Source organism: Microbacterium sp. SD291 (assembly GCF_017355365.1).
GTDB lineage: Bacteria > Actinomycetota > Actinomycetes > Actinomycetales > Microbacteriaceae > Microbacterium.
The window spans coordinates 31,332-55,189 of sequence record NZ_JADIJR010000001.1; the positions used below are offsets into that span (position 1 = coordinate 31,332).

Annotated in this window: 23 protein-coding genes and 1 tRNA gene; 15 read left to right on the plus strand and 9 right to left on the minus strand. The window is 69.8% G+C overall.

The annotated features are described in order from the left end of the window. Positions 1–4: 4 nt before the first annotated feature. A complete protein-coding gene (locus tag IPV10_RS00010) occupies positions 5–928 on the minus strand; it encodes an acyl-CoA thioesterase II (protein ID WP_207479051.1) in 924 nt (307 codons plus the stop codon). A gap of 51 nt (positions 929–979) precedes the next feature. Between IPV10_RS00010 and IPV10_RS00015 the strand changes: the two genes are divergently transcribed. After that, complete coding sequence (locus IPV10_RS00015; protein WP_207479053.1) at positions 980–1,639, plus strand: hypothetical protein; 660 nt, start codon at positions 980–982, stop codon at positions 1,637–1,639. 10 nt (positions 1,640–1,649) lie between these two features. On the opposite strand, the gene IPV10_RS00020 is transcribed toward IPV10_RS00015, so the two are convergent. The 4 genes from IPV10_RS00020 to pepN form a co-directional block, all read right to left on the minus strand. After that, entirely contained in the window at positions 1,650–3,308 is a 1,659-nt protein-coding gene (locus tag IPV10_RS00020) for an FAD-binding dehydrogenase (RefSeq protein WP_207479055.1), read from the minus strand. After that, positions 3,305–3,763 carry a globin gene (locus IPV10_RS00025; protein WP_207479057.1) on the minus strand — a complete coding sequence of 153 codons (459 nt, stop codon included), beginning with the start codon at positions 3,761–3,763 and terminating at the stop codon, positions 3,305–3,307. The genes IPV10_RS00020 and IPV10_RS00025 overlap by 4 nt, the downstream gene beginning before the upstream one ends. After that, positions 3,760–4,830 carry a mechanosensitive ion channel family protein gene (locus IPV10_RS00030; protein ID WP_207479059.1) on the minus strand — a complete coding sequence of 357 codons (1,071 nt, stop codon included), beginning with the start codon at positions 4,828–4,830 and terminating at the stop codon, positions 3,760–3,762. Before IPV10_RS00030 ends, IPV10_RS00025 begins: the two co-directional genes overlap by 4 nt. Before the next feature lie 91 nt (positions 4,831–4,921). Then, on the minus strand, positions 4,922–7,474 hold the full coding sequence (gene pepN / locus IPV10_RS00035) for an aminopeptidase N (RefSeq protein WP_207479060.1): 2,553 nt from the start codon (positions 7,472–7,474) through the stop codon (positions 4,922–4,924). 125 nt (positions 7,475–7,599) lie between these two features. Between pepN and IPV10_RS00040 the strand changes: the two genes are divergently transcribed. The 6 genes from IPV10_RS00040 (at position 7,600) to IPV10_RS00065 (ending at position 14,073) form a co-directional block, all read left to right on the plus strand. Beyond that, positions 7,600–8,784 carry a ferrochelatase gene (locus IPV10_RS00040; protein ID WP_207479062.1) on the plus strand — a complete coding sequence of 395 codons (1,185 nt, stop codon included), beginning with the start codon at positions 7,600–7,602 and terminating at the stop codon, positions 8,782–8,784. A gap of 41 nt (positions 8,785–8,825) precedes the next feature. Continuing rightward, positions 8,826–9,311 (plus strand): ribose-5-phosphate isomerase, encoded by a 486-nt coding sequence (locus tag IPV10_RS00045; RefSeq protein ID WP_207479064.1) that lies wholly within the window; start codon positions 8,826–8,828, stop codon positions 9,309–9,311. 1 nt (position 9,312) lies between these two features. Then, a complete protein-coding gene (locus IPV10_RS00050) occupies positions 9,313–10,326 on the plus strand; it encodes an Fpg/Nei family DNA glycosylase (protein WP_207479065.1) in 1,014 nt (337 codons plus the stop codon). A gap of 99 nt (positions 10,327–10,425) precedes the next feature. Beyond that, positions 10,426–11,907 (plus strand): sodium:alanine symporter family protein, encoded by a 1,482-nt coding sequence (locus tag IPV10_RS00055; protein WP_207479067.1) that lies wholly within the window; start codon positions 10,426–10,428, stop codon positions 11,905–11,907. Between the two features lie 31 nt (positions 11,908–11,938). Then, complete coding sequence (locus IPV10_RS00060; protein ID WP_207479069.1) at positions 11,939–12,580, plus strand: FMN-binding negative transcriptional regulator; 642 nt, start codon at positions 11,939–11,941, stop codon at positions 12,578–12,580. Positions 12,581–12,603: 23 nt separating this feature from the next. Continuing rightward, positions 12,604–14,073 carry an amidohydrolase gene (locus IPV10_RS00065; RefSeq protein WP_207479609.1) on the plus strand — a complete coding sequence of 490 codons (1,470 nt, stop codon included), beginning with the start codon at positions 12,604–12,606 and terminating at the stop codon, positions 14,071–14,073. A gap of 62 nt (positions 14,074–14,135) precedes the next feature. On the opposite strand, the gene IPV10_RS00070 is transcribed toward IPV10_RS00065, so the two are convergent. Beyond that, positions 14,136–14,621 (minus strand): Dps family protein, encoded by a 486-nt coding sequence (locus IPV10_RS00070; protein WP_207479070.1) that lies wholly within the window; start codon positions 14,619–14,621, stop codon positions 14,136–14,138. 139 nt (positions 14,622–14,760) lie between these two features. Between IPV10_RS00070 and IPV10_RS00075 the strand changes: the two genes are divergently transcribed. From IPV10_RS00075 to IPV10_RS00085, 3 genes are all read left to right on the plus strand, one after another. Further along, a complete protein-coding gene (locus tag IPV10_RS00075) occupies positions 14,761–15,297 on the plus strand; it encodes a gamma carbonic anhydrase family protein (RefSeq protein WP_207479071.1) in 537 nt (178 codons plus the stop codon). Positions 15,298–15,326: 29 nt separating this feature from the next. Next, positions 15,327–15,400: transfer RNA gene (locus IPV10_RS00080), tRNA-Ile, on the plus strand. 87 nt (positions 15,401–15,487) lie between these two features. Further along, on the plus strand, positions 15,488–15,691 hold the full coding sequence (locus IPV10_RS00085) for a DUF6458 family protein (RefSeq protein ID WP_207479072.1): 204 nt from the start codon (positions 15,488–15,490) through the stop codon (positions 15,689–15,691). 79 nt (positions 15,692–15,770) lie between these two features. Here IPV10_RS00085 and IPV10_RS00090 read toward each other — a convergent pair whose 3' ends face one another. Next, the gene (locus tag IPV10_RS00090; protein WP_207479074.1) at positions 15,771–16,499 is read right to left on the minus strand and encodes a 3'-5' exonuclease; all 729 of its coding nucleotides are present in this window, start codon (positions 16,497–16,499) and stop codon (positions 15,771–15,773) included. A gap of 81 nt (positions 16,500–16,580) precedes the next feature. Here IPV10_RS00090 and IPV10_RS00095 point away from each other — a divergent pair, with 81 nt between their 5' ends. Next, complete coding sequence (locus IPV10_RS00095) at positions 16,581–17,501, plus strand: alpha/beta fold hydrolase (RefSeq protein ID WP_207479075.1); 921 nt, start codon at positions 16,581–16,583, stop codon at positions 17,499–17,501. Here the strand turns inward: IPV10_RS00095 and IPV10_RS00100 are convergent. Next, positions 17,473–17,946 (minus strand): Lrp/AsnC family transcriptional regulator, encoded by a 474-nt coding sequence (locus tag IPV10_RS00100; protein WP_207479076.1) that lies wholly within the window; start codon positions 17,944–17,946, stop codon positions 17,473–17,475. The genes IPV10_RS00095 and IPV10_RS00100 overlap by 29 nt on opposite strands. 170 nt (positions 17,947–18,116) lie before the next feature. On the opposite strand from IPV10_RS00100, the gene pdhA reads away from it, so the two are divergent. Genes pdhA through IPV10_RS00115 form a run of 3 tightly spaced genes read left to right on the plus strand, consistent with a single transcriptional unit; the run spans position 18,117 to position 21,600 of the window. Then, positions 18,117–19,232, plus strand: coding sequence for a pyruvate dehydrogenase (acetyl-transferring) E1 component subunit alpha (pdhA, locus tag IPV10_RS00105; protein ID WP_207479077.1), 1,116 nt, complete (start codon positions 18,117–18,119; stop codon positions 19,230–19,232). Positions 19,233–19,234: 2 nt separating this feature from the next. Next, positions 19,235–20,245 carry an alpha-ketoacid dehydrogenase subunit beta gene (locus tag IPV10_RS00110; RefSeq protein ID WP_207479078.1) on the plus strand — a complete coding sequence of 337 codons (1,011 nt, stop codon included), beginning with the start codon at positions 19,235–19,237 and terminating at the stop codon, positions 20,243–20,245. Continuing rightward, on the plus strand, positions 20,242–21,600 hold the full coding sequence (locus IPV10_RS00115) for a dihydrolipoamide acetyltransferase family protein (RefSeq protein ID WP_207479079.1): 1,359 nt from the start codon (positions 20,242–20,244) through the stop codon (positions 21,598–21,600). Before IPV10_RS00110 ends, IPV10_RS00115 begins: the two co-directional genes overlap by 4 nt. Here the strand turns inward: IPV10_RS00115 and IPV10_RS00120 are convergent. After that, a complete protein-coding gene (locus tag IPV10_RS00120) occupies positions 21,593–22,186 on the minus strand; it encodes a TetR/AcrR family transcriptional regulator (protein WP_207479080.1) in 594 nt (197 codons plus the stop codon). The genes IPV10_RS00115 and IPV10_RS00120 overlap by 8 nt on opposite strands. A gap of 113 nt (positions 22,187–22,299) precedes the next feature. On the opposite strand from IPV10_RS00120, the gene IPV10_RS00125 reads away from it, so the two are divergent. Beyond that, on the plus strand, positions 22,300–23,853 hold the full coding sequence (locus tag IPV10_RS00125; RefSeq protein WP_207479082.1) for a carboxyl transferase domain-containing protein: 1,554 nt from the start codon (positions 22,300–22,302) through the stop codon (positions 23,851–23,853). Positions 23,854–23,858 lie beyond the last annotated feature (5 nt).

Sequence of the window (23,858 nt, forward strand, 5' to 3'; positions counted from 1 at the left end):
TCACTCAGTGAGGATCGCCGGGCACCCGGATCATGATCTCCTGCGCGACGGTGGCGATCAGGTCGCCGTCCTGTGCGTAGATGCGGCCGTTCGCGAGGCCCCGGCCGCCTCGCGCATTCGGCGACTCCTGCACGTACAGCAGCCACTCGTCGACGCGTGCGGGACGATGCCACCACATCGCGTGGTCCAGGCTCGCGACCTTGAGCCCTGGCAGCGCCCAGTACACGCCGTGCGCCCGGAGGATCGACTCCTGGATGGTCATGTCGCTCAGGTAGGCGAGGGCCGCACGATGGATCCGCGGATCGTCCGGCAACGGGGCCCGCATCCGCATCCAGACGGCCTGCTGCGGGGCGCGGCCCTCGTCGCCGGGGAGGAACAGCGGCGATTCGACGTGACGTACGTCCGCTGCGCGGTCGCTGAGCATCCGCGCCGTCCCAGGGGGGAGTCCTTCCACCCTGTCCTCGTCGCGGAGCAGTGCGTCGGGATCAGGCACGCCCTCCGGCATCGGGACGGCGTGCTCCAGCCCGGGGTCCGCATCCTGGAACGACGCGATCATCGAGAAGATCGGCACGCCGTTCTGGTACGCCTGAGAACGACGGGTCGAGAACGACCGGCCGTCGTGGATGCGATCGACGGCGATCGTGATCCCCTGTGAGGCGTCGCCGGGGCGGAGGAAGTAGCCGTGCATCGAATGCACCGCGCGATCCTCCGGGAGCGTGCGCTCCGCCGCCAGCAGGCTCTGTGCGAGCACCTGGCCGCCGTAGATCCGGCCGGTGGGCATCGGGTGCGACGATCCCGTGAAGATGTCCTCCGTGGTGCGGGCCTGCGTCGAGTCGAGGTCGAGCACCGCCAGCAGCTGCTCCACGGTGCGGATCGCGTGCGCGTCCGGTTCGGATTCGAGTCGGCCAGCTGGATCGGTGCGTCGCATGGTGTTCCTTCCTGCGACTGCGGTGCCGCCGGCGTTGCTAGTTTAGAGGGCGTGCCGCATACCCTCGTACTCGCCGATGCCGACACGTCCAAGGACGTCCTGACCTTCATCGGACGGGCGGCCCGCATCTCGGACGAGGGGGTCCGGCTGCAGGCCGCACGGGGTGTTCTCGCCCTCACCGCGGCCGCGCTGGCGCCGCACGGGCTCTTCGACCAGACGCCGACGATCCTGGCGATGCGCATCGTGAACGCCGACCCTGAGCTGGAGTGCGACGTCGTGGTCGGATCCCTCTCGTCCACGGAAGACGAGCACACGCTGGAGTTCCCGGAAACGGGGCTCTCACCCGCGTGGGCCGGCATCGCGCCACCGCGCGGCGAATGGCAGCAGACCGGGGTGCTTCCGGCGTCACTCGTGGCCCAGCGTGCGCAATGGGGCATCAGCGCCGTCGCCCGCGGTGCCACTCCCGGCGCGGGGGAGGAAGCCGTTCGTGCCCTCCGAGCCGCGATCTGGGGCGAGCCGGACGCAGACCTCGGCGATCTGCCGCGCGGCGTCGCCTTCGCCGCAGACGCGTTCGGCTTCATCTCGGGCGAGGAGGATGTGCCGGTCATGCGATCGGGCAGGTGGACCCGCGTCGCCTTCCGCCGCGGGCACGTGCTCGCCCGCGGACCCGTCGCCACCGGACTCACCGCGGTGCGGGGAACCGGCGCCTAGGCACGCTCTTTCAGCCCGCCGCGGCGCGACCGGCCGTCCGGCCGGAGAACAGGCATCCGCCGAGGAACGTCCCCTCCAGCGCGCGATAGCCGTGCATGCCTCCGCCGCCGAACCCGCTGGCCTCGCCCGCGGCGTACAGCCCTGGGATCACGGTGCCGTCGAGACGCAGCGCCCTGCCATCGAGGTCGGTGCTGATTCCGCCGAGCGATTTCCGCGTGATCACGTGCAGCTTCACGGCGATCATCGGGCCGGCCGACGGGTCCTGCAGGCGATGAGGCGCCGCCGTCCGGATCAGCCTGTCGCCGCGGTAGCCGCGCATCGACCGGAGCATGCCGATCTGGGCGTCCTTGGTGAAGTCGTTGTCCATCTCCCTGTCCCGCGCGACGACTTCGCGGCGCACCAGGTCGACGTCCAGCAGGTCGCCGCCCGGGTGGCTTCGCATACTCTCCAGGAGCGACTCGAGATCGTTCTCGACGATGAAGTCGGCACCCTCGTCGAGGAACGACTGCACGGGGCCGGTTGGTCCTTTCGCCAGACGCGATCTCAGCAGCAGCGGGATGTCTTTGCCGGTGAGGTCCGGGTTCTGCTCGCTGCCGGAGAGCGCGAACTCCTTCTCGACGATCTGGCGCGAGGTGACGAACCACGAGTGGTCGTGTCCGGTCGAGCGCAGATGGCTCAGGGTGCCGAGCGTGTCGAAGCCGGGGAACAGCGGCACCGGCAGCCGGCGGCCCGTCGCGTCGAGCCACAGGGACGACGGACCTGGCAGTATCCGGATCCCGTGCCCTGGCCACACCGGGTCCCAGTTCCTGATGCCCTCGACGTAGTGCCACATCCGGTCGCCGTTGATGAGGTTCGCGCCGGCGGCATCGCTCACGGCCTGCATCGACCCGTCGACGTAGGCGGGGACTCCGGTGAGCATGTCGGCGGGCGGTGTGCCGAGACGCTCCGGCCAGAATGCGCGGACCAGGTCATGATTGCCGCCGATGCCGCCCGACGACACGACGGTGGCGCCGGCGGAGATCACGAACTCCGCGACCGTCTCGCGGGAGGACACCTCGCCGCGTGCGGCGGCGCTGTTCGCGAGGATGCTGCCTCGTGCCCCGGTGACTGCGCCTCCGGTCACGATCAGCTCGGTCACCCGATGGCGGGGGAGGACCGTGACCCTGCCCTCGCGCTCGCCCTGCTCGACGGCCGCGACGAACGGCGCGACGATGCCCGGCCCGGTTCCCCAGGTGATGTGGAACCGGGGGACCGAGTTGCCCGGTCCGAGCGCCCCGTAGCCGCCACGCTCCGCCCAGCCGACGACGGGGAACAGCCCGACGCCGCGTTCGCGGAGCCAGGCGCGCTTCTCTCCGGCCGCGAAGTCGAGGTACGCCTCCGCCCAGCGGCGCGGCCAGTGGTCCTCGGCGCGGTCGAAGGCGGCATTGCCGAACCAGTCCTGAGTGGCGAGGGCGAGCGAGTCGCGGATGCCCATCCGCCGCTGCTCCGGCGAGTCCACGAGGAACAGTCCGCCGAAGGACCACCAGGCCTGCCCGCCGAGATTCGTGCGCGGCTCCTGATCCACGATGATCACCCGACGCCCGGCATCCAGCGACTCGGCCGCCGCGACGAGACCGGCGAGCCCCCATCCGATGACCAGGACGTCTGCGGACAGGGGCGTGTTCGTCATGTGCTCTCCGTTGATTCCTGACGTGACTGCTCCGACACGGCCTCGAGTGTCGGCCGTCCGCCGGGGACTGCTCCGATGCCCGAGGGCTCGAATGTGTTCACCATGGCATACGCCGCGCGCTCGAGGTAGTCCCACAGCGTGGATTCGTGCAGCGGCGAGAGCTGCGCGGCCTCCACGCCGGTGCGCATGTGACGCAGCCACCGATCACGCGCATCGGGGTCGACATGGAACGGCATGTGGCGCATCCTCAGCCGCGGGTGCCCGCGGGTCTCGCCGTAGGTCGTCGGCCCGCCCCAGTACTGCTCCAGGAACATCGTCAGCCGGTCCTCGGCCGGCCCGAGGTCCTCCTCCGGGTACATCGGCTTGAGGACAGGGTCGAGGGCCACTTCGCGGTAGAAGACGTGGACGATCTTCGCGAACGTCTCGTGTCCGCCCACCTCGTCGTAGAAGGTCACTTCCCGCTCCCGTCGTCGTTCGTCTTCTTGCGTCGCCAGATGCCGCGCTCTGGCACCGGCGGCACTCCCGTCACCGCGTTCGGCCGGGTCTTCGGCGGGTTCGCCCCGCGGACGCGGCGCGCGCCGTCCAGGCCCGTCGGGATCACGTCCACCATGCTGGGGATCGCGATCTCCTTCTCGGAGAGCGCGGTGCGCAGGCGCCGCCGCAGCTCCTGGGCCACGTCGTCCTTCGCGTTCGCCCTGGCCTTGATGACGATCCGCACGACGAGGGCGTCGCCGCCGATCGACTCCAGACCCCACAGCTCCGGCTTCTCCACGATCCGGGTGCGCCACTTCGGGTCCTTCGCGAGCCCCTGCGCCGTCTCCAGCATCGCCTGCTCGACGGTGTCGAGATCGGAGTCCGCCGGAACTCCGAGGTCGATGATGGCGCGCGCCCACCCCTGCGACATGTTCCCGATCCGGGTGACCTCGCCGTTGCGCACGTACCAGAGCGTGCCGTTCACATCGCGCACCTGGGTGATGCGGACGCTGACGTACTCGACCACGCCGGTGGCGAGACCGAGGTCGACGACGTCGCCGATGCCGATCTGGTCCTCCGCGACGATGAACATGCCGTTGAAGACGTCCTTGACGATGTTCTGCGCGCCGAAGCCGAGGCCGGCGCCGACGGCGGCGGTCAGCAGCGTGAGGGAGCCCAGCAGGCTTTGGTCGAGCGCATTCACGGTGAGCACGGTGGCGATGACGACGAGCATCACGTTCACGATGTTCTGCAGGATCGTGCCGAGGGTTCTCGTGCGCTGCACGAGCCGCATGTCGGCCAGTGGCGAGCGCTCCAGCGCCTGAGTGTCGTCGACCGCCGCCTTGCTCTTCGCGCTGTCGACGATCCGATGCACGATGCGACGGATGACGATCCGCAACGCGAAGGCTATGAGCACGCAGGCGGCGATGATGATCGCGACGTGGAGCGCCTTGCCGCCGATCGTGGCGAGCACGTCGAGCAGGTCTGCCCACACGGTGGGGAGCTCCGTCGGTTCTGGATCAGGGGTGGTCTCGAAAGGGATCATCATCACTCCCGATACTAACGATCAGGCCTCTGCGCGGGCTGGATGTCGGCAGGCTCAGGAACCAGGCACATGGGTCCCTGAGCCTGTCGAAGGGTCAGTCGTCGGCGTCGCGCGCCTGGGCGGCGAGCGCCCGCTCGACGTCGGCCAGGTTCTCCATCACGAGACGGCGGAGCGCCGGAGCCGCATCCTGGTGCGCGGCGAGCCAGGAGCGGGTCGCGTCACGGAGGGGCGTGTTCGCCAGCGCCGTCGGGAAGAGGCCGACGATGAGGTACTGGGCGATCTGATACGTGCGCGACTCCCAGATCGGCAGCAGCATGTCGAAGTAGGCGGGAACGAACTCGCCGAGCACCGCGACGCCTGCCGGGTGCACGAACCCGTGCGCGGCGGCGCGCACGATCGTGTTCGGTGCGTCGTGGTGCTCGATGAGTGAGGACCATGCGGCCTGCTTCGAGGCGAGGTCGGGCAGCGCCGCGCGAGCCTGGGCCGCGAACTCGCCGCCCTTCGAGGTGTTGTCCGCTGCGAGGGCCGCGTCGATCGTGGCGGCATCCGTCGCGCCGATCGTGGCGAGGCCGACGAGCAGCTGCCAGTTGAGGTCCGCGTCGATCTCGAGCCCGGGGAGGGGCTCTTCACCGGAGCGCAGGCGCCCGACGATGCCGGCATGCTCCGGGGTCACCAGTGCACCGGCGAATGCGGTGACGAACTGCAGCTGGCTGTCGCTGCCGGGTTCGGCGGCCTCGGCGAGCGACCACAGCCCGTCGGCGATCTTCTGACGCGCGGCGAGGCGCGCCTCCGGCGCGACGTACAGGGTCGCGGCGGTGCGCAGCTGCGCGAGCGTCGTGCGCACGGTCGTCGACTCGGACTCGCGGCCGATGTTGCCGAGCACGAGGTCGATGTATGCGGATGCCGCGCTCTCCGCGTCGCGGGTCTGGTCCCAGGCGGCGCCCCACACCAGCGAGCGGGCGAGGGGGTCCGCGATGTCGGCGAGATGCGAGATCGCGGTGGCGAGTGACCGGTCGTCGAGGCGGATCTTCGCGTACGCCAGGTCGTTGTCGTTGAGCAGCACCAGATCCGGGCGCTTCAGGCCGTGCAGCTCCGGCACCTCTGTGCGATCGCCGTCGACGTCGACCTCCGCGTGGTGGGTGCGCTGCAGGCTGCCGTCCTGCAGGCTGTAGAACCCGATGCCCAGGCGGTGCGGGCGGATGGTCGGGTAGTCCGCCGGGGCGGTCTGAGTGACCGCGAACCGGGTGATCGAGCCGGACGCGTCGTCGGCGATCACCGGCTCCAGGGTGTTGACGCCCGCCGTCTCGAGCCACTTCTTCGACCAGCTGCCGAGATCGCGCCCGCTCGTGGCCTCGAGCTCGGTGAGCAGGTCACTGAGCTCGGTGTTTCCCCAGGAGTGCTTCTGGAAGTACTGCGAGACACCGCCGAAGAAGGCCTCGATGCCGACCCACGCGGCCAGCTGCTTGAGGACCGATCCGCCCTTGGCGTACGTGATCCCGTCGAAGTTGACCTGCACGTCCTCCAGGTCGTTGATCTCCGCGACGATCGGATGCGTGGAGGGGAGCTGGTCCTGGCGGTAAGCCCAGGTCTTCTCCATGGCGTTGAAGGTGGTCCACGCCTCGGTCCACTCAGTGGCCTCGGCGGTGGCGATGGTCGACGCCCACTCGGCGAACGACTCGTTCAGCCACAGGTCGTTCCACCACTTCATGGTGACGAGGTCCCCGAACCACATGTGCGCGAGCTCATGCAGGATGGTGACGACGCGGCGCTCCTTGACGGCATCCGTCACCTTGCTGCGGAACACGTACGTCTCGGTGAACGTCACAGCGCCCGCGTTCTCCATCGCTCCGGCGTTGAACTCCGGCACGAAGAGCTGGTCGTACTTCGCGAACGGGTACGGGACTGCGAACTTCGACTCGAAGTACTCGAATCCCTGGCGGGTCTTCTCGAAGATGTAGTCGGCATCGAGGTGCTGCCAGAGGCTCTTGCGGCCGTAGACGCCGAGCGGGATGACGCGGCCGGAGGCGCTCGTGAGCTCGGAGAAGGTGGCCTCGTAGGGGCCCGCGACGAGCGCGGTGATGTACGAGGAGATCCGCGGGGTGGGCTCGAAGCCCCACGTGGCGACGGTCTTGTCGTCGTGCACGATCGGCTCGGGCGTGGGGGAGTTGGAGACGACCTTCCACGCGGCTGGCGCCGTGACCGTGAACTGGAACGTGGCCTTCAGGTCGGGCTGCTCGAACACCGCGAAGACACGGCGGGAGTCGGGAACCTCGAACTGGGAGTACAGATAGACCTCGCCGTCGACCGGGTCGACGAAGCGGTGCAGGCCCTCGCCCGTGTTCGTGTACACGCAGTCGGCGTCGACGACCAGGACGTTCTCCGCCTGCAGGCCGGTCAGCGTGATGCGGGAGTCGGCGAAGACGTCGCTGGGGTCGAGCTGCTCGCCGTTGAGGGAGATCTCCCTGACCTCGCGCGCGATCAGGTCGATGAACGTGAAGCTGTCCGGCGTCGCCGTGAAGCGGACGACGCTGCGAGAGCCGAAGACCTCGGCGCCCTTCGTCAGATCGAGGGCGACTTCGTACGACTGAGTGTCGATGACGTCGCGGCGCTCCTGCGCTTCGACGCGGGTGAGGTTCTCTCCAGGCACAGCTCTACTCCCAGGGGTGAGGGGACGCAGCCGCAATCGTGGCGCAGTTGGCGCCCGCGGCAACCATGACAGCCTACGCCAGGGCGGCGGACCGTCTCGCTCTCCGGAGGTGAAAGGATGGACGGGTGACTGCGATCGAGCCGAAAATCGTTCCCTTTGCATCCGCGGCTGCTGCCGGCGGAGCACCGTTCGTGACGACGCCCGTCCGGTACGACGGCATCCTCCTCGCCGGCTTCGGCGGTCCGGAAGGACAGGGCGACGTCATCCCCTTCCTGCGCAACGTCACGCGCGGTCGAGGCATCCCCGACGAGCGCCTCGAGGAGGTCGCACACCACTACCGCCACTTCGGCGGAGTGAGCCCCATCAACGGCCAGAACCGCGCGCTCAAGGCGGCACTCGAGGTCGAACTCGCGCGTCGCGGACATGAGCTGCCGGTGTACTGGGGCAACCGCAACTGGGCGCCCTACCTCGAAGAGGCGGTGCAGGATGCCGCGGCGAACGACCACACGACCCTGCTCGCCTTCGCGACCAGCGCCTACAGCTCCTTCTCCAGCTGCCGCCAGTACCGAGAGGACTTCGCGCGGGTGCTCGACGAGACCGGACTCGCTGACAAGGTCACGATCGACAAGGTCCGGCCGTTCTACGATCACCCCGGCTTCGTCGACGCGTTCGAGAACGGCGTGCGCGAGGCCGTCGAGAGGTTCCTGGCGGAGGGCGTCGGCGCTTCCGAGATCCAGATCCTGTTCTCGACCCACAGCATCCCCACCGCGGATGCCGAGCGCTCCGGCGCCCGTGACATCGACTGGGGTCCCGGCGGCGCATATGCGGCGCAGCACGAGGCCGTCGCCGCCTGGGTGATGGACCGCGTGCGGCAGGCGCTTCCGGCAGCAGCCGACGTGCACTGGGAGCTCGTCTACCAGTCGCGCTCTGGTCCAGCGTCGCAGCCGTGGCTCGAGCCGGACGTGTGCGATGTCATCGGCGAGCTCCCGGCGCGCGGGCGCAGGGCGGTCGTCGTCGTCCCGGTCGGGTTCATGAGCGACCACATGGAGGTGCTCTGGGACCTCGACACCGAGGCCGCGGAGGCCGCGGAGGCGGCTGGTCTGAGCTTCGTCCGCACCCCGACCCCCGGCGTGTCTCCCGCGTTCGTCGCCGGGATCGTCGACCTCATCGAGGAGCGTCTGGACGGACGCCCGCTCGCCGAGCGGGGCGCCGTGACCGGCCTCGGCGGCAGCTTCGACGTCTGCCGCCCCGGCTGCTGCGAGAACATCCGCGCCGGCTTCAAGCCGGCGGCCGCCGGACTCGTCCCGTAACGCCGGAATCGGCATCCGGCACCCTCAATAGGATGGAAGCCATGCGCATCCACATCGCCACCGATCACGCAGGACTCGACTTCTCGACCCAGCTGCAGGACCACCTTCGCGCCGCAGGGCACGAGGTCGTGGATCACGGCCCGGTGGAGTACGACGCGGTCGACGACTACCCTGCGTTCTGCATCCGTGCGGCGCAGGCGGTCGTGGCCGATCGGAGCACGGGCGTCGAGGCCCTCGGCGTCGTGTTCGGCGGCTCCGGCAACGGCGAGCAGATCGCCGCCAACAAGGTGCAGGGCATCCGCGCCGCCCTCGTGTGGAACGTCTCGACGGCCGAGCTGGCCCGTGAGCACAACGACGCCAACGTCATCTCGATCGGCGCGCGCCAGCACACCTTCGACGAGGTCACCACGTTCATCGACACGTTCATCGCCACGCCCTTCCCCGGCGACGAGCGGCACGTGCGCCGCATCGCGCAGATCGCCGACTTCGAGCGCGACGGGTCGCTGCTGCCGGACCCCCGGGCCTGACATGCCCGAGGGCCACTCCGTCCACCGCATCGCGCGGCAGTTCGACCGCAACTTCGTCGGCAAGACGATGCACGCGTCGAGCCCGCAGGGCCGCTTCGCCGAGGGCGCGGCCGTTCTGGACGGCCGTGAGGCAGTGAGCGTCCAGGCGGTTGGCAAGCAGATGTTCCTGGAGGCGGAAGGCGACCTCTGGCTCCGCGTGCACCTGGGCCTGTACGGCGCGTGGGACTTCGCCGGAGAGATCCTCGTCGACCCGACGATCGCCGCTGCGAACGGCCGGATGGGGCAGACGAACCAGCGCGGCACGGTCCTCGACGCCCCCGTCCTCGACGATGCGATCCTCGACGATGCGGGGGAGAACTCGCTCGCCTCGATCGGCGCCCCGCGCCGCGCGCGCGTGCACGTAAGGATGTCGGAGCAGACGAAGGGGCTCGCGGACGACGGTCTGGAGTGGCCGCCGCCGGTCGTCGGCCAGGTGAGACTGCGCCTCATGACCGACATCACCGCGGCGGACCTCCGCGGCCCGACGGCGTGCGTGCTGCAGACCCCGGAGGAGATGCTCGCGACGGTGGCGAAGCTCGGGCCCGACCCTCTGGTGGGAGACCCTGCCGAGAACGAGGAGCGGTTCGTGCGCGCCGTGCGCAAGCGGCAGACCGTGATCGCGCTCCTGCTGATGGACCAGGCGGTCGTCAGCGGCATCGGCAACGTCTATCGCGCCGAGATGCTCTTCCGCGCGCGTCTGAACCCGCACACGCCCGGTCGTGACGTGCCGGAGGAGATCGTGCGCGCGCTGTGGCACGACTGGGTGCGCCTGCTCGCCGTCGGCGTCGAGACCGGTCAGATGATGACGATGGACGACCTCTCGCCCGACGGCTACCGCGCCGCGATGGCGAGCCGTGACGACCGGCACTGGGTCTACCACCGTGCGGGGCTTCCCTGCCGCGTGTGCGGCACCGAGATCGCGCTGGAGGAGATCGGCGCGCGCAAGCTCTACTGGTGCCCGCGCTGCCAGGCCTGAGGATCCGGCTCGACGGACACGCGGAGCGCATTGCCTGACGCGTGCCGGTTCCTGTGAATAGGGTGAGAGCGCCGCACACCCCGCGAGACAGGAGCAGACGTGGACCTCACCGCATTGCAGACGATCCTCGAGACGATCAGCGGATTCATCTGGGGACCGTTCTTCCTCATCCCGCTGCTGCTCGGCACCGGGCTGTATCTGACGATCAGGCTCGGCGGGCTGCAGTTCCTCCGCCTCGGGCCGGCGCTGCGCCTGGGGCTCCTGACACGCAAGGACCCGGGCTCCGACGGAGACATCTCCCAGTTCCAGGCGCTCACGACGGCGCTCGCTGCGACAGTGGGCACCGGCAACATCGTCGGCGTCGCGACCGCGATCGGCATCGGCGGTCCCGGCGCGCTTTTCTGGATGTGGGTGACCGGTCTCCTCGGCATGGCGTCGAAGTACTCCGAGGCGTTCCTCGGGGTGCGATTCCGCAAGACGGATGACGCGGGCGAGAAGTCCGGCGGGCCGCAGTACTACCTCGAGCGCGGCATCCCCGGTCCTCTCGGAAAGATCCTCGGGCTGTCGTTCGCCGTGTTCGCGGTCATCGCCTGCTTCGGCATCGGCAACATGACGCAGGGGAACTCGATCGCGCAGAACCTGGAGGCGAGTTTCGAGGTGCCCACGTGGGTCACCGGCGTCGTGCTGACGGTGTTCGCGATGGTCGTGCTCGTCGGCGGCATCAAGTCGATCGGCCGGGTCACGGCCGGATTCGTGCCGATCATGATCATCTTCTACGTGCTGGGCGCGCTGTACATCCTCATCGTCAACGTCGGCGCCATCCCCGCGGCCTTCGCGCAGATCTTCAGCGAGGCGTTCACCGGAACGAGCGCGGTCGGCGGATTCGCCGGCTCGGCGATCATCGTCGCAGTGCAGTTCGGCGTCGCCCGCGGCATCTTCTCGAACGAGTCGGGCATGGGGTCGGCGGCGATCGCGGCCGCCGCGGCGCAGACGAGCCATCCCGTCCGCCAGGGGCTGGTGTCGATGACGCAGACCTTCATCGACACGATCATCGTTGTCAGCTGCACCGGCCTCGTCATCGTCGCGACCGGGACGTGGAAGGAGATCGATCCGGCCACCGGAGAGCAGATCAGCCCCGCCCTGATGACCGGGGCGGCGTTCTCGAACGGCCTCCCGGGAGACTGGGGCCACATCATCGTCACGATCGGCCTGGTGATGTTCGCGGCATCCACGATCCTCGGCTGGTCCTACTATGGCGAGCGGAACATCGAGCGACTCCTCGGGCGCCGGGCCGTGATGCCTTTCCGGATCCTGTTCTCGCTCGTCGTGTTCATCGGCTGCACGGTGCAGCTCGGCGTGGTGTGGGCGTTCTCCGACGCGATGAACGGCCTGATGGCGCTGCCGAACCTGATCGGCCTGCTGATACTGTCCGGCCTCGTCGCCAGGGAGACGAAGAAGTACCTCGACAACGATCCGAAGCTGCGCGCGGACAGGAATCAGATCGAGGCCTTCATGGCGGGGACGCCCGGCTGGGAGGACTGGAAGACGCAGGCCGTCCCCGTGGTGGGGCGACGCGGCTGACGCGGGTGCCGCCCGGTCGTAGGCTGAGTGCATGCGCCAGAACCCGAGTTTCACGCTCGCCGACGTGCCAGAGATCCGCCGCGTCATAGACGCGAACCCGTGGGCGACGATCGTCAGTGCTGGCGAGGACGGGCATGTCGCGTCGCACTATGTCGTGCTGCTGGACCCTGACCGCGACGACCTGACCGTCGTCGGACATGTCGGCCGTCCGGATGACCTGATCCACGGTCTGGGTGGGCGCGAGCTTCTCGTGATCTTCCAGGGGCCGCACGGCTATGTGTCGCCGGGCTGGTACGGCGACGTGCAGGCGGTGCCCACCTGGAACTACACCGCGGTGCACCTCGCAGGAGTCGCGGAGATCCTGACAGACGAGGAGAACCTCGCGGTGCTGGACCGGCTCGTCGATCGGTTCGAGGGGCGGATGCCGGAGCCGCGGCGCATGTGGGAGCGTCCCAACGATCCCGCCTTCGTGAACCGCCTCGCCGCTGGCACTGTCGGGTTCCGGCTCACCCCGACCCGCGTGGTGGCGAAGCGCAAGCTGAGTCAGAACAAGCCGGCCGAGACCATCGAGGCCGTCATCGCCGCGCTCGAGGGAGACGGCCCCTACGCGCAGCCGGCCCTGGCGCGGGAGATGCGCCGGGCACAGGACGCCCGCACCGGGGCGGCCCGGTGAGCGGAGTCGGCGCGCAGATCGGCATGATCCGCGCAGTGCGCATCGCGGGTCCGGGGCGCGAGTTCCTGATCGACGACGAGCCGGTCGACATCGTCATCGCGGACGGCAGGATCGCGGACATCGCTCCCACCGGGGCGCTCCGTCCGCAGGGCGAGGTGCTCGACGCCGACGGCACCTGGGCCGTGCCCGGTCTCTGGGACAACCACGTGCACACCGTGCAGTGGGCGCTGGCCGCGGAGCGCGTGCCGCTCGGCGCGGCGGGGACCGCTGCGCAGGCGGCCCGGATCATGGCCGATGCGGCGCCGCTCCCGGACGGACGGCTCGTCGGCACCGGATACCGCGACGCCATGTGGCCGGACGAGCCCTCGCTCGACCTGCTCGACGCCGCCACCGGCGAGACGCCCGCGTACCTCATCAACGCGGATGTGCACAGCACCTGGCTCAACTCGGCGGCGCTCAGGCGAGAGGGCTTCGACAGCATCGACGGCGTGCTCCGCGAAGAGCAGGCGTTCGAGATCTCGCGCCGCCTGAATGCCGTCGACCCCGCGCACGGCGACCGCGCGGTCCAGCAGGCGGGGGAGCGCGCCGCGGCCAGGGGCGTGACCGGGCTCGTCGATTTCGACATGGCCTGGAACGCGGATGCCTGGCCGCGCCGCGTCGCGGCGGGATTCGCCGCCCACAGGGTCGAGTTCGCGGTCTACCCGTTCGATCTGGACCGGGCGATCGCCGCAGGTCTGCGCACCGGCGAGCTCCGCGACCTCGCGGAGACGCCGTCCGGAGCACGCGGTCTCATCCGCACCGGACCCCTCAAGATCATCACCGACGGCTCGCTCGGCACCAGGACGGCAGCCTGCTCGCACCACTATCCCGGCGACCGGGAGAACTTCGGCGTGCTCAACGTGGATGCGGCGGAACTCGTCGAGCTGCTGACGCGCGCGACAGGTGCGGGGCTCGGAGCCGCCGTCCATGCGATCGGCGACAGGGCGGTGACTGCCGCACTCGACGCGTTCACGGCCACCGGTGCCACCGGCACGGTCGAGCACGCGCAGCTGGTCCGTCACGCGGACCTCGCGAGGTTCGCGAGGCTCGGGATCGTCGCGAGTGTGCAGCCGCAGCACGCGCTGGACGATCGTGACCTCGTCGAGCGGCACTGGGCGGGGCAGACCTCGATCGGCTATCCGCTCGCGGCGCTGCGGGACGCCGGCGTCGAGCTGCGGTTCGGATCCGATGCGCCTGTCGCGGCACTGGACCCGTGGCAGGCGATCGCCGCAGCCGTGGCCCGCACAGACGATGACCGGGCGCCATGGCATCCGGAGGAGAGGCTCACGGTCGACCAGGCGCTGCAGGCGAGCGTCCGCACCGCGCTGCGCCCAGGAGAGGCGGCCGACGTCGTGCTGTGCGGACTGGATCCGCATCGCGCGAACGGCGACGGGCTGAGGGCGATGCCGGTCGCGGCGACGATGCTTGCGGGCAGGCTCACGCACCTCGCCTGACGTGTGCGGATACGCGGAAGGGCACCGGGACGGATCCCGGTGCCCTTCCGCGAATCGGAGGCTTACGCCGCGATGTGCGAGACGAGGAACCAGCGGTCCTTCTCGAGCCCGCGCATGATCTCGATGGCGACGTCCTGGCTGGTCAGGTCGACGTCGTCGAGGCCGTCGATGGCCGCCTTGACGTCGACGAGGATCGCGTCGATGTCGGAGATGACGGCGCGGACGAGCTCGTCCGACTGGGTGAAGCCGGCGGGGACGGACGTGGAGCCCGCCTTCTCCGCGACGGTGCCGATGCGTGCGTCGATCGGGAGGCCGAGAGCGACGATGCGCTCAGCGGCGGTGTCGGCGAAGTCGCCCGCGTGCGCGACGATCGTGTCGAGCAGCTCGTGGACGCCGACGAAGTTCGCGCCGCGGACGTGCCAGTGCGCCTGCTTGCCGTTCACGGTGAGGGCCTCGAGGCCCAGGACCACGGGGGAGAGGAACTGGGCTGCGGCCGCGGCGACGGTCGGGTCGCTGGCGGTGGTGGAAACGGTCTGTGCCTTGCTCATCTTGGGCTCCTCCGAAGGGTCTTCTCGTACCTGCTGAACTCAACGCTACTCAGCCTCAGACATTCCGCAAGCAAGCGAAGGCTGGGCTTAGTGCCCCGGAATCACGCGGAATCCGGGCGCCCGAGAGTACTCTCGCGGTATGACCATCGCGCCAGGAGCATCCGTTCTCGCCCTCCCAGACCGCACCCCGTCACTGGCCGACGGCAGCTTCGTCGCCGAGGGCGCGCGCATCGTCGGCGACGTCGCCCTCGGCGCCGGCGCGAGCGTCTGGTACAACGCCGTGCTCCGCGGTGATTCGGCCGGGATCGTCGTCGGACCTGGCAGCAATGTGCAGGACAACGTCTCCGTCCACGTCGACGCAGGGCATCCGGTGGTGATCGGCTCCAAGGTGTCGATCGGCCACAACGCGGTGGTCCACGGCTGCACGATCGGCGACGGATCGCTGATCGGCATGGGCGCGGTCGTGCTCAGCGGCGCCGTGATCGGGTCCGGCTGCCTGGTCGCGGGCGGTGCGGTCGTTCTCGGCGGGACCGAGATCCCTGACGGCTCGCTGGTCGCAGGGGTGCCGGCGAAGGTGCGCAGGGAGCTCACCGACGAGGAGCGCGCCGGCCTGGTCGAGAACGCGGACATCTACCTCGGGCACCTGAGGACGCATGCGGCGGCGACGCCGGCCTGATACTCCCGGCCGCTAGGCTGGAGCCGTACGGGGCGGTGGCCAAGCTGGTTAAGGCAGTGGGCTCATAACCCAACGATCGCGGGTTCAAGTCCCGCCCGCCCTACTCTCCGGTGTCAACCCCCTTCTGGAATCCGCGGGCATCCGGCATCTTCTTCGTCAGGCGGCATTCCGCCACGAAGGAGGAGACACCATGACCATCGGCACCGGAATCGTGTTGTTCGTGATCGGGGCGATCCTCGTGTTCGCCCTCAATGTGCAGACCGAGTTCGTCGACCTCGACATGGTCGGCTACATCCTGATGGCCGCCGGAGCTGTGGCGTTCCTGATCGGGATCATCCTCCTGCTCACCCGGCGCGGACGTCGGGACGGAGTGGTCGACGACGAAGTGGCCTGAGGCATCGGGCAGGGTCGGGCGGCACCACCGCCGGTCGGTCCTGCCCGAGGGGCGTGCGCCGTCCCCGCGGGGCCGGCGGCTACTGCGTGACGGCAGCGTGGGCTGAGCGGACGGGCCACGTGCCGTCGAGCGACTCCTCGGGTTCGAGCCGCCCGATGCTGATGAAGTACTCGGTCAGGCTCTCCGCCTGCGACCGTGCCCAGCCGACCTGCCTGGTGTGCAGCTCGGAGAGCGTGTCGGGGAGCGCGAACCGCTTCGCCAGCGCCTGGGCGACACGGCCGGCGGCGACGGCGTCCGCAGAAGCGTCGTGCGCGCCGTCGAGCGGCACCGAATAATGGGCGGCGACCACCTCGAGCGTCCTCTTGCCGCGCCGATAGCGGTCGTAGGCCTTGTCGATCACGAGCGGATCGATGATCGGCGACGGGTCGATCAGCGGGGCGACGCCGTGCCTGGCGCCCTCGTGCGCCAGCAGCGAGAAGTCGTAGGAGGCGTTGTACGCCACGACCGGGACCCCCTGCGAGAGGAGCGAGCGCAGCGCGGCCGTGACCTCCGTCACGACCTGCACTGCCGGCCGGCCCTCGCGCCGGGCCTGCTCCGTCGTGATCCCGTGCACCGCCGTCGCGCCTTCGGGGATCGGGATGCCGGGGTCGGCGAGCCAGTCCTTCGCCGCGAACTCGTGGCCCCGGGCATCCAGCACGCCGACGTGCGCGGTGACGATGCGATCGTGCACGACGTCGACGCCGGTGGTCTCCAGATCGAACACGCCGACGCGGGTGAGCCAGTGCGGAAGGGCGGCGACGGAGGACATGTGCTCACCGTAGAGGCGGGCGCCGACATCGAACGGCAGGCGCACGGGGACCGGTCGGCTCCGACTCCGTAGACTCGGAGGATGACCGTCCCCTCGCCCTACGCCGAGCGCCTCCGCCGACTGCCGGTCGAACGTCACGAGGTCGAGGTGCGGGGCGGGACGACCGCGTACTGGGTGTACGGACCGTCGGCCGAGCCGGGGACCGCACCGGAGGACGCGACCACGATCATCGCCGTGCACGGCTTCCGCGGCGAGCATCACGGCCTGGAGTCCGTGCTCGCCTTCCTCCCCGAGGCCAGGGTGATCGCGCCGGACCTTCCCGGCTTCGGCGAGAGCGCGCCGGTGCCAGGGCATACCTACGATCTCGACGAGTACGCGGCCTGGCTGCAGGAGTTCGCTGCCGCGACGGCGCCGGGCGCGGTGATCCTCGGGCATTCGTTCGGCTCCATCGTGACGTCGGCTGCGGTCGCGGGAGGTCTGGCCACGCCCCGGCTGATCCTGATCAACCCGATCGGCGCCCCGGCGCTGGAGGGCCCGAAAGGCGTGATGACGCGCCTCGCCGTGCTGTACTACGCGCTGGGCGCGCGGCTGCCGTCGAGGCTCGGCACGGCGCTCCTGCGCAACAGAGTGATCGTCCGCGCGATGAGCATCACGATGGCGAAGACGAAGGACGCCGGCCTCCGGCGCTTCATCCACGACCAGCACGACACCTACTTCTCGCGCTTCTCAGACCGTGACATGCTCCGGGACGCGTTCGTGGCGAGCGTGTCGAACGACGTGCGGGCGTACGCGCCGGAGATCGACGCGCCGACGCTCCTGATCGCCGCCCAGCGTGACGACATCACGCCCATCGAGGCCGAGCGGACGCTCGCCACGCTGTTCCGCGACGCGACCCTGGTCGAGATCGCAGATGTCGGGCACCTCATCCACTACGAGACGCCGGCGGAGGCAGCCGGCGCGATCCGCAGATTCCTCAGGATTCCCGTCGCGCGAGGCCGATGAGGCCGGCCACCCGGAAGGGGATGACCTCGCCCATGGCGAGGGAGGTCTCTGTCCGCTCCACGCCGTCGATCGACAGGATGCGGGCGTCGGTGTCGAAGAGATGCCGCGCGTCACGACACGCCACGCGCGCCAGCAGATCGACCGATCCGCTCAGGCCGTGAGCCTGCACGACCTCTGGGATCCGCGCCAGCTCGTTGATGATCCTGGGCAGCTCGGTCTGGCGCACGCCGATGCTCACGAACGCCTGCAGCGGGAAGCCGAGCACGTCGGGGGAGAAGGACCGCTCGTAGGACAGGAACACCCCGGTCTGCTCCAGCCGGGCCATCCGCGCCTGGATCGTGTTGCGCGACAGGCCGAGGTTCTCGGCGAGAGCGACGATCGTGATGCGCGGATCGTCGGCGAGAGCGGCGAGCAGTTCCAGATCGATGCGGTCAAGTCCTGGCATAGTGCCAAAGAGTAGCAGGGGTGCAGGGTCACATATTGAGCAACATGCTCAAGAGGCTCGCAATTGCTTGAGCGAGGTGTGCAGTAGACGTACGCTCAGATGAGCCGGTGAAGACGCCGGCGCACACGTGCGTCGCCCCACGAGGGCCGCCACGAATGAGGAGGACGCTGATGTCACCGCAGATCACGCCCATCGCCGACACCGCCCAGGATCTCGAGCTCTCCGAGCGCATCCTGACGCCGGACGGAACCCGCATCGTCAACCCTCAGCTGGACGCGTACGTGACCGACGTGGACGCCGCCCAGCTGCGAGCGCTGCACCGTGACATGGTCATCCTCCGCCGCATCGACACCGAGGGCGTCGCGCTGCAGCGCCAGGGGCAGCTCGGGCTCTGGGCCCCCTGCCGGGGTCAGGAGGCCACGCAGATCGGCACCGCCAGGGCACTCGACCCGCAGGACTATGTCTTCCCCAGTTATCGCGAGACCGGCGTGATCTACGCGAGAGGTGCGCAGCCGGGCGACTACGTGCGTATGTGGCGCGGCGAGGAGGGCGCGGCGTACGATCCGGCCGCACTCCGCGTCGCACCGCTGCAGATCATCATCGGCGCGCAGACGCTGCACGCCGTCGGGTACGCCCTCGGCATCCGCCACGACAAGGCCGACGAGGTGGCGGTCACGTACTTCGGCGATGGCGCCACCAGCCAGGGCGACGTCAACGAGGCGATGATCTTCGCCTCCTCCTACCAGGCGCCGGTCGTCTTCGTGTGCCAGAACAACCACTGGGCGATCTCCGAGCCGGTGTCGGTGCAGTCGCAGTTCCCGATCGCGGGTCGCGCCCCCGGGTTCGGCATCCCGAGCCTGCGCGTCGACGGCAACGACGTGCTCGCCTGCATGGCCGCCATGCGCTGGGCTCTCGAGCACGCCCGCTCCGGCAAGGGCCCCGCCTACATCGAGGCCGTCACGTACCGGATGGGACCGCACACGACGGCCGACGACCCGACCCGGTACCGCCAGGACAGCGAGCTCGAGGCGTGGGGCCGCCGCGACCCCATCGCCCGCCTCGAGGCGTACCTCCGCTCCCTCGGCGAGCTCAGCGATGGGCAGCTCGCCGAGACGCAGGCGGCGGCAGACACCGTCGCGCGCGAGATGCGCGCCGCGTGCCTCGGAATGGTCACTCGCCCGCCGCTCGCGGTGTTCGACGGGGTCTACGCCGAGCCGCACACCGGCCTCGAGCGCCAGCGTGACGAGTACGCCGCGTACCTCGCGAGCTTCGAAGGCGAGGCCTGAGCATGACCGAGCTCACACTGGGCAAGGCTCTCGGCGCGGGACTGCGCCAGGCGATGCGCGACGACGAGAAGGTCGTGCTCCTCGGCGAGGACATCGGAAAGCTCGGCGGCGTCTTCCGCATCACCGACGGACTGCTCGACGAGTTCGGCAGGTCGCGCGTGATCGACACCCCGCTCGCGGAGTCCGGCATCGTCGGCACGGCGGTGGGACTCGCGTTCCGCGGCTACCGCCCGGTCGTGGAGATCCAGTTCGACGGATTCGTGTACCCGGCGTTCGATCAGATCGTCGCCCAGGTCGCGAAGCTGCACTATCGCACGCAGGGCCGGGTGAAGATGCCGATCACGATCCGCATCCCGTGGGCCGGCGGCATCGGCGCCGCCGAGCACCACTCGGAGTCGCCGGAGGCCTACTTCGTGCACACCGCGGGACTGCGGGTGATCGCGGTCTCGAACCCCGAGGACGCCTACCGGAGCCTTCGCCAGGCGATCGCCAGCGACGACCCCGTGATCTTCTTCGAGCCGAAGCGGCTCTACCACCACAAGGGAGAGGTCGACCTCGAGGCGCCACTGGCGGATGCCCCGCCCATGGGCCTGGCACGCGTGGTGCGCGCCGGAACCGACGCCACTCTGATCACATACGGGGCCATGGTCACCACGGCGCTGCAGGCCGCTGAAGCCGCAGCAGACGAGGGGATCTCGCTCGAGGTCATCGACCTGCGCTCGCTTTCGCCCGTCGACTACGACTCGGTCGCGGCATCGGTCCGCAAGACCGGTCGCGTGGTCGTCGCCCATGAGGCGTCCCGTGAGGCGGGTGTCGCAGCCGAGGTCATCGCCAGCATCACGGAGCGCTGCTTCGAGTACCTCGAATCCGCGCCTCTCCGGGTGACGGGGCACGACGTGCCGTACCCGCCGGCGAAGCTGGAGAAGTATCACCTCCCGGACCTCGATCGTCTGCTGGACGCGGTCGACCGGGTCCTCGACCGCCCGAACAGCCTGACGGGAGCAGACGCATGATCGCCGAATTCCGGCTCCCCGACCTCGGCGAGGGTCTCACCGAGGCCGAGGTCGTGAACTGGCTCGTCGCCCCCGGCGACACCGTGACGCTGAACCAGACCCTCGCGGAGGTCGAGACAGCCAAGGCGATCGTCGAGCTGCCCTCACCCTACGAGGGCACGGTCGCCGCCCTGCACGCCGAGGCCGGGCAGACCGTCGCCGTCGGCTCGCCGCTGATCGACTTCGACGTGGACGGCGGCGACGAGCCGTCGGCGCCTGCGCAGACCTCGGATGCCGAGGAGAAGGCGCAGCCGAATCTGGTCGGGTACGGCGCGGCTCCCTCGAGTTCGGGTCGCCCCGCACGTCGCGCTCGACGCGTCGGCGCACGGCCCGTCGTCGCCGACACCGCGGTCCTCGAGGCCGCACCGCACGATGCCACGCCGACGGCGAACGTCGAGCACGTCGTGGAGCGGCCTCGTTCGACGCCGCCGGTGCGCGCGTACGCCAAGCGGCTGGGCATCGACCTCGTGCTGGTCGCTGCCGCGGTCGGCGACCGTGTCATCACTCGGGACGACGTCGACGAGTACGCGCAGCGCACCGGCATCCGCGACACGGAGCCGGCCACGCAGAGCGCACCCACGGTGCCGGACACCGCCGCCGCGCTGGGCGGCGACGAGCGGGAGTCGCGGATCCCGATCCGCGGCGTGCGCAAGCACACGGCGGCGGCGATGGTGCAGAGCGCCTTCACCGCTCCGCACGTCACGGTGTTCCACACGGTCGACGTGACCGCCACGATGGACTTGCTCGCGACTCTGCGCGACGACCGCTCGCTCGCCGAGCACCGGATCGGCCCGCTCGCGGTCATCGCGAAGGCGGTCTGCCTGGCCCTCGGGCGCGCACCGGGGCTCAACTCCCGCTGGGATGAGGAGGCGGGGGAGATCGTCCAGCACCACTACGTCGATCTCGGCATCGCCGCTGCCACCGAGCGCGGCCTGATCGTGCCGAACATCCGCGATGCCCAGCGCCTCACCCTCGTGGAGCTTTCCGACGCCCTGAAGTCGCTCGCCGAGACGGCCCGCACCGGCAGGACGTCGCCGGCCGAGCTCGCCGGCGGCACGTTCTCGATCTCGAACATCGGGGTGTTCGGCGTCGATGCCGGCACGCCGATCCTGCCGCCCGGGCAGTCGGGAATCCTCGCCGTCGGCGCCGTGCGGCGCCAGCCGTGGGAGCACCGCGGCGAGATCGCCCTGCGGCAGATGATGACGCTGAGCCTCTCGTTCGACCACCGCCTGGTGGACGGGGCAGAGGGTGCGCGGTTCCTGAAGGACGTCGCCGACATCCTCGAGGAGCCCGGCCGGGCGATGCTGCTCAGATAGCGACGCGTACGGCGGCCTCGGCCATCGCGGCGAGCACCGTCGCGGTGGCGGAGTGCCGTCGCGAGGCCGCCCTGGTGCTGTGCGGCGTGGAGTTGATGAGCCCGAAGCACGCCTGCACGCGCAGCCGGAGCTCCTCCGGAGTGGCATCGATCAATGCGGCGAGCGCGTCGATCCACAGTTCGATGTAGGCGCGCTGCAGCCGGCGCACCTCGGCGTGATCCGCGTCTGCGAGGTGCGCGACGTCGCGGTCCTGCACCCGGATCACCTCCGCGTTGCCCAGTGCGAAGTCGACGTGGAACCCGATCAGCGCCTGCATCCGCGCCCCATCGTCATCCGCAGCCTCGGCGACGCGGGTGCCGCCGGTGATCAGGTCATCGCTCACCTTGATCAGGACGGCGCCGAGCAGCGCCTGCTTGCCGGCGAAATGACGGTAGACCGCCGGACCGGAGACCCCGACCGCGGTGCCGATGTCCTCCAGGCTGACGCCGTTGTATCCGCGCGCGGCGAAGAGCGTCGCGGCCTCGCGGAGGATGGCGCCCGAGCGCTCGGCTTTGGCGCGATCACGTGCGGTGAGCAGGCTTGTCATCTCAGTTAATCCTCGCTAACCTGAATCAACGGGTTAGTGAACACTAACCGAAAAAGCATGCACCGCGCCAGAGCGTTACGACGGTGCACCCGTGGGTCGAGGAGGACGTCACGATGCCCGAAACCCAGCAGTCGCTGGCCGCGCACCTGCACGAGAGGCTCGCGGTGGCCGCGCTCGGGGGGCCGGAGACGTCGCGGACGCGGCATGTCTCGCGAGGCAAGCTCCTGCCTCGCGACCGCGTCGCCAGGCTCCTCGACGAGGGCAGTCCGTTCCTCGAGGTCGCGCCGCTCGCGGCGGAGGGCGTGTACGGGGGAGAGGCGCCCGGTGCCGGTGTGATCGCCGGGATCGGCCTGGTGCACGGACGCCACGTCATGGTCGTCTGCAACGACGCGACGGTGAAGGGCGGCACGTACTACCCGCTCACCGTGAAGAAGCACCTGCGCGCGCAGGAGATCGCCCTCGAGAACCGCCTTCCGTGCCTGTACCTCGTCGACTCCGGCGGCGCGTTCCTGCCCAAGCAGGACGAGGTCTTCCCCGACCGGGATCACTTCGGTCGCATCTTCTTCAACCAGGCCAGGATGTCGGCGGCCGGCATCCCGCAGCTCGCGGCTGTGCTCGGCTCGTGCACGGCCGGCGGTGCGTACGTTCCGGCGATGAGCGACGAGACCGTGATCGTCCGCGGTCAGGGCACGATCTTCCTCGGGGGTCCTCCTCTGGTGAAAGCGGCCATCGGCGAGATCGTGACCGCCGAGGAGCTCGGCGGCGGTGAGCTGCACGCGCGGCGGAGCGGCGTGGTCGACCACCTCGCAGAAGACGACGAGCACGCCCTCGAGATCCTCCGCGACATCGTGGCCACGCTTCCCGCTCCGCTGGCACCCGCCTGGGAGGTGCACCCGAGTCGTCCGCCGTCGGAGACGTCGTCGCTCTACGACGTCGTCCCGGTCGACGTGAACGCCGGATACGACGTGCACGAGGTCATCAGCAGGCTCGTCGACGGCGACACGTTCCGGGAGTTCAAGGCGGAGTATGGCACCACGCTGGTGACCGGATTCGCGCGCCTGCACGGCCACCCGGTTGGCATCGTCGCCAACAGCGGGGTGCTGTTCAGCGAATCGGCGCTCAAGGGAGCGCACTTCATCGAGCTGTGCGATCAGCGTGGCATCCCTCTGCTGTTCCTGCAGAACATCACGGGGTTCATGGTCGGCTCCGAGGCGGAGGCCGGCGGCATCGCGAAGGACGGGGCCAAGATGGTCACGGCCGTGGCCAGCACCAGGGTCCCGAAGCTGACCGTCATCATCGGCGGCTCGTTCGGCGCCGGCAATTACTCCATGTGCGGGCGCGCCTACTCGCCCCGGTTCCTGTGGACCTGGCCCGCGAGCCGCATCTCGGTGATGGGCGGTGCACAGGCGGCATCCGTCCTCGCCACGGTGAAGGAGGATCAGCTCGGCGCCCGAGGCGATTCCTGGTCCGTCGAGGAGCGTGCCGATTTCGAGTCGCCGATCCGCGAGCAGTACGAGAAGCAGGGCGAGCCCTACTACGCCACCGCACGTCTGTGGGACGACGGCATCATCGACCCCGAGCAGACCCGCGACGTCCTGGGTCTCGCGCTCGACGTCGTCACCCGCAGCCCGCTGCCCGAGCCGCGCTTCGGCGTCTTCCGGATGTGAACGTC

What these genes read in the sequence shown, in the direction of transcription:
- IPV10_RS00010 (WP_207479051.1), bottom strand. Translation starts at nt 928, where the DNA reads ATGCGACGCACCGATCCAGCTGGCCGACTCGAATCCGAACCGGACGCG.
- IPV10_RS00020 (WP_207479055.1), bottom strand. Translation starts at nt 3,308, where the DNA reads ATGACGAACACGCCCCTGTCCGCAGACGTCCTGGTCATCGGATGGGGG.
- IPV10_RS00030 (WP_207479059.1), bottom strand. Translation starts at nt 4,830, where the DNA reads ATGATGATCCCTTTCGAGACCACCCCTGATCCAGAACCGACGGAGCTC.
- IPV10_RS00045 (WP_207479064.1), top strand. Translation starts at nt 8,826, where the DNA reads ATGCGCATCCACATCGCCACCGATCACGCAGGACTCGACTTCTCGACC.
- IPV10_RS00050 (WP_207479065.1), top strand. Translation starts at nt 9,313, where the DNA reads ATGCCCGAGGGCCACTCCGTCCACCGCATCGCGCGGCAGTTCGACCGC.
- IPV10_RS00060 (WP_207479069.1), top strand. Translation starts at nt 11,939, where the DNA reads ATGCGCCAGAACCCGAGTTTCACGCTCGCCGACGTGCCAGAGATCCGC.
- IPV10_RS00065 (WP_207479609.1), top strand. Translation starts at nt 12,604, where the DNA reads ATGATCCGCGCAGTGCGCATCGCGGGTCCGGGGCGCGAGTTCCTGATC.
- IPV10_RS00070 (WP_207479070.1), bottom strand. Translation starts at nt 14,621, where the DNA reads ATGAGCAAGGCACAGACCGTTTCCACCACCGCCAGCGACCCGACCGTC.
- IPV10_RS00075 (WP_207479071.1), top strand. Translation starts at nt 14,761, where the DNA reads ATGACCATCGCGCCAGGAGCATCCGTTCTCGCCCTCCCAGACCGCACC.
- IPV10_RS00085 (WP_207479072.1), top strand. Translation starts at nt 15,488, where the DNA reads ATGACCATCGGCACCGGAATCGTGTTGTTCGTGATCGGGGCGATCCTC.
- IPV10_RS00090 (WP_207479074.1), bottom strand. Translation starts at nt 16,499, where the DNA reads ATGTCCTCCGTCGCCGCCCTTCCGCACTGGCTCACCCGCGTCGGCGTG.
- IPV10_RS00095 (WP_207479075.1), top strand. Translation starts at nt 16,581, where the DNA reads ATGACCGTCCCCTCGCCCTACGCCGAGCGCCTCCGCCGACTGCCGGTC.
- IPV10_RS00100 (WP_207479076.1), bottom strand. Translation starts at nt 17,946, where the DNA reads ATGCCAGGACTTGACCGCATCGATCTGGAACTGCTCGCCGCTCTCGCC.
- pdhA (WP_207479077.1), top strand. Translation starts at nt 18,117, where the DNA reads ATGTCACCGCAGATCACGCCCATCGCCGACACCGCCCAGGATCTCGAG.
- IPV10_RS00110 (WP_207479078.1), top strand. Translation starts at nt 19,235, where the DNA reads ATGACCGAGCTCACACTGGGCAAGGCTCTCGGCGCGGGACTGCGCCAG.
- IPV10_RS00115 (WP_207479079.1), top strand. Translation starts at nt 20,242, where the DNA reads ATGATCGCCGAATTCCGGCTCCCCGACCTCGGCGAGGGTCTCACCGAG.
- IPV10_RS00120 (WP_207479080.1), bottom strand. Translation starts at nt 22,186, where the DNA reads ATGACAAGCCTGCTCACCGCACGTGATCGCGCCAAAGCCGAGCGCTCG.
- IPV10_RS00125 (WP_207479082.1), top strand. Translation starts at nt 22,300, where the DNA reads ATGCCCGAAACCCAGCAGTCGCTGGCCGCGCACCTGCACGAGAGGCTC.